General features: G+C 64.7%; 3 protein-coding genes. 2 read left to right on the top strand and 1 reads right to left on the bottom strand.

Features of this window, described 5'->3' with window-relative positions:
* The first annotated feature begins 291 nt into the window (after window positions 1–291).
* Window positions 292–2,136, top strand: coding sequence for a non-ribosomal peptide synthetase (locus ACFPLC_RS47095; protein ID WP_378195864.1), 1,845 nt, complete (start codon window positions 292–294; stop codon window positions 2,134–2,136).
* On the opposite strand, the gene ACFPLC_RS47090 is transcribed toward ACFPLC_RS47095, so the two are convergent.
* On the bottom strand, window positions 2,062–3,258 hold the full coding sequence (locus tag ACFPLC_RS47090) for a cytochrome P450 (protein WP_378195861.1): 1,197 nt from the start codon (window positions 3,256–3,258) through the stop codon (window positions 2,062–2,064). The genes ACFPLC_RS47095 and ACFPLC_RS47090 overlap by 75 nt on opposite strands.
* A 231-nt stretch (window positions 3,259–3,489) precedes the next feature.
* Here ACFPLC_RS47090 and ACFPLC_RS47085 point away from each other — a divergent pair, with 231 nt between their 5' ends.
* Entirely contained in the window at window positions 3,490–4,029 is a 540-nt protein-coding gene (locus ACFPLC_RS47085; protein ID WP_378236340.1) for a thioesterase II family protein, read from the top strand.
* The last annotated feature ends 10 nt before the right edge of the window (window positions 4,030–4,039 follow it).

The raw sequence follows: 4,039 nt of genomic DNA, 5'->3' as shown, positions 1-4,039 counted from the left end.
GCGAGTTCGTCGGGCCAGGAAACGCAGCCTTCGAGCATCTCGGCTCCCGATCAGACTAGATATCGAATTGAGGATCAGCGGTGCGACAGGCCACCGGTCTTCACCATCTGGCATCCGCCGCCGTCAGGCAATCGTGCTGACAGAGACGCGACAGGAGTCCCGTGGGGTTTTGACGTGGCCCGGCGCTGTCCTGTCTCTGTCAGTTCGATGGTCGTCATCGGCCTGGGCTTCTAGGGTCCGTAGCAGGGGCGGTGTCCCTTCCAAGAGTCGGCTGATCCAAGGAGTTGAACCTTGTCCACGGTTCCGGAGTTGTTCGAGTCGACTGTTGCCCGCTTCCCCGACCAGCCCGCGGTCATCTTCGGTGACACTTGTTTGAGTTACGCCGAGCTGAACACCCACGCGAACCAGCTGGCCAGGCGCTTGGTGGCCCTGGGAGTCGGGCCGGATTCCTTGGTGGCGGTGGCCATACCGCGTTCGGAAGATTTGATCATCGTGCTGCTGGCCGTGCTGAAGGCCGGCGGCGCGTATCTTCCGCTGGACCCGAACTACCCTGATGATCGGCTGGCGCACGTTATCGACGACGCGGGCCCCGTCCTGGTGATCCGGTCGAGCCGGATTCGCTGCCTGAGTGACGAGGTGGCCGACTACGTGATAGACGACCCTGAACTGCAGGCGGACATCCGAGGTGAGGCGACCGGCGACCTGACTGACGCTGAGCGGCTGTCTCCGTTGTACACATCCCATTTGATGTACGTGATCTACACGTCAGGCTCCACCGGTACGCCGAAGGGCGTGGCGGTGACTCATGCAGGTACGGGCGATATGCTCGCAACTCACGCGCACCGGATCGGCCCGGGCCCTGGTGACCGGGTGCTGCAGTGGGCGTCGATCAGCTTCGACGCCGCATTTTGGGACATCACCCTTGCACTTCTGTCCGGAGCCGCGCTGGTCATGGTGTCCTCAGACGACGTCCTGCCGGGAGACCCGTTGCGGGACACCCTGCTAAGGCACCGGATCACCCACGCGACCTTGCCGCCGGTGGCCTTGAGTGCCACTGACGCCGATGGCGTTCTGCTAGGCGGCACGGTGATGTCGACGGGCGATACATGTACGCCGGCCTTGGTCCGCAAGTGGGCACCCGGTCGACGGCTCTTCAACGGTTACGGTCCGACCGAGGTGACTGTCGGCTCCACCCTCAGCGGACCGGTCGATCCGGCTGTCGGCGAGATCACCATCGGGACGCCCTGGCTCGGCGAGACCGTCCAAGTGCTCGACGAGCGTATGCAAGAAGTTGCCGACGGCGCCGAAGGGGAACTGTACCTGGCCGGGCCCGGGCTAGCCCGCGGTTATCTCAACCGTCCGAGCATCACTGCCACCCGTTTTGTTGCCGATCCGCAGGGAGCACCCGGCAGTCGGATGTACCGCTCCGGCGACCGCGGCTCGCGTCGGACTGATGGAGAGATCCTTTTCTCGGGTCGCGCCGATGCACAGGTGAAGGTTCGTGGCTTCCGGGTCGAGCTTGCTGAGGTCGAGGCAGCCTTGGCCGGTCACGCCGCGGTCAAACTCGCCGTCGCTGCGGTGGAAGGAGAACTGGCAGACGCCCGTGTGGTCGCGTACGTGACGACGTCGCCGGGGGAAGAAGTGACCGAGCCGGAGCTGCGCCACCATGTCCGCCGTACGTTGCCGGATCACATGGTGCCGTCGACAATCACCCTGCTCGACCACCTTCCGACGACGCACAACGGAAAGATCGACCGGAAGGCGTTGCGACCGCGCCTCGTCAAGCCCCCTGCCGAACAGCTCAGCTGGCAGGAGGGTATGCCGTACGCCGATGTTCTGTGCGCGATCGTCGCCGAGCTCCTGGGCCTGCCGGTGGTCACCCCAGATCAGAACTTCTTCGAGATCGGTGGGCACTCTGTGCTGGCGACGAAGCTGGCCGCCCGGATCCGACAGGACCTCGGCACCAAGATCCCGATACGCTCACTCTTCGAGGCCGGCAGTATCTCGGAGTTGGCGCTAGTGGTGGAGAGGGCCGTCTCACCGACGGCTGAGACGGTCCGCTCACCGAAAGTTGACGGGCAAACTACTGTAGCCGAACAGGAAGTTCGAGTAGATCCGCGACGGATTGCCAGCTAGCTCGATTGAACGCACCGACCCCGCGAGCGAGGACAACAGGGCCCGCAGTTCCGCCCGGCCCAGAAACGCACCGACGCAGAAGTGGGGCCCGTGGCCGAAGGTGAGGTGCTTGCTGGACTTGCGTGCCAGGTCGAAGGTTCGCGGATCGGGGAACACTGTCTCATCGTCGTTAGCCGAGGTGTTCCACAAAGTGACGATGTCCCCGGCCCGGATCTTCTGACCGGCGATCTCCAGGTCGATGAGCGCGGTCCGGGCAAAGTGCATAGCGGGCGTGACCCAGCGCAGCACCTCCTCGACCGCGTCGTCGAGGGAGGCGGCGCCGGCCCGCAGCGCGGCCCACTGCCCAGGGTTCTCGGCCAGCGCTTTGACCCCTCCGATCGCTGACATCCGGGACGATTCATCGCCGCCCAGGATGAGGCTGTAGCAGTTCAGCGCGACCTCCTCGTCGCTGAGCAGCTCGCCGTCGACCTGCGTGCTCGCGATCATGGTGATGACGTCGTCGCCTGGGTTCTCCCGGCGATGCTTGGCGAGATCCATGAAGTAGGAAACGATGTCGTTGCGGGCGATCAGCGAGTCGAGGTCGTCAACCTCCTCGCTGTCCGCGGACAGGGCCAGCTTGTTCCACTTGAGCAGCTCGGCACGGTCGCCGTCGGGGATTGACAGGAGATCGCAGATCGTCGTCATCGGGATGTGCTCGGCGACCTCGGCGGCGAAGTCGAACGTGCCCACATCAACCACGCTGGCGACCAAACTCCGGGTGCGTTGCTCGACCCGCTCGACCACCGGTCCGAGGACCTTGGGGGAGAACGCCCGCAGCATCAGGTTCCGCAACTGCTGGTGGCGGGGGCGATCGGTGACGGCGAGCATCTTGCCGCTTGCGGAGTCGTTGCCGTGCAGTAGTACGTCGAGCACGGTACCGCGCGCCGAGCTCAGGAATTTGGCGTTGCGGTACGCCGTCTGTATGTCGCTGAACCTGGTGACTACCCAGAATCCCGGCAGGTCGCCGGGGGAGTCGTGCCAGTAGATGGGATGCTGCGACCGAATCTCCTGCCAGTAGTCACGAGGCTCGTGCCGAACAAACGTTGCCGGATCCGTGAGATCGAGAAACTCGCCAGCACCCACCTGCGTCTCCTTCAGCCGGACCTTTGTGCGGACAGCAATTGCCAGCGTGACTAGGCGATTCGTCGAGTCCGGGATGTCTTGCGTAGTTCCTTCACCGGTGACTGAGAGCCGAAAGATTTAAGCCTGGCCACCCGCAGAGGTGCAAGGCTCTGATTGAGCATGTCTGCTTGAGCGTTAGGTGGAGGTCATGACTCCTACGGGGACCGAGGTTGGCTACGGTGGTCGAACGTCATCCCGCGGCCGGCGATCCGACTCGTCTGCTTTCCGCACGCCGGTGGTGCGGCCGCGAGCTATGCCGGCTTCGCGAACGAGCTGCCCGCCCAGGCCGAACTGGTGGTGGCCCAGTACCCGGGTCGTGGCGACAGGTTCGCCGAACCCGCCGTGGAGGATGTCCGGCGGATGGCGTCGTCCGTGAGCGCGGAACTCCTGACTCTCGAGCCCCACGCCCCGCTGCTGTTGTTCGGGCACAGTTTCGGCGCTTTGGTGGCCTACGAGACCGTGCTCGCACTGCAGCGCAGCGGAGTACGCCCGGTGCAACTCGTTATCTCGGCGTCGCCCCCGCCGCGGCTGGCCGGTGGAGGGGAAACGCATCTCCATGACGACGACGAACTGTGGTCGATCGTTTGCGGCTACGGTGGAGTCGACCCGGAGATTGCCGCCGACGCCGACTTGCGTGGGGTGCTGCTGCCGATTCTGCGCTCGGACATCAGGGCCAACGAGCTCTACGAACCGCCGGTGAACCCACCCTCGCTCGACTGTCCGGTGCTCTGAGATAGCGCGT

This window comes from Amycolatopsis plumensis, from assembly GCF_042652605.1.
GTDB classification, from domain to species: domain Bacteria; phylum Actinomycetota; class Actinomycetes; order Mycobacteriales; family Pseudonocardiaceae; genus Amycolatopsis; species Amycolatopsis plumensis.
Note: the sequence above shows the minus strand (reverse complement) of the source record. Positions and strands in the feature narration are given on the sequence as shown.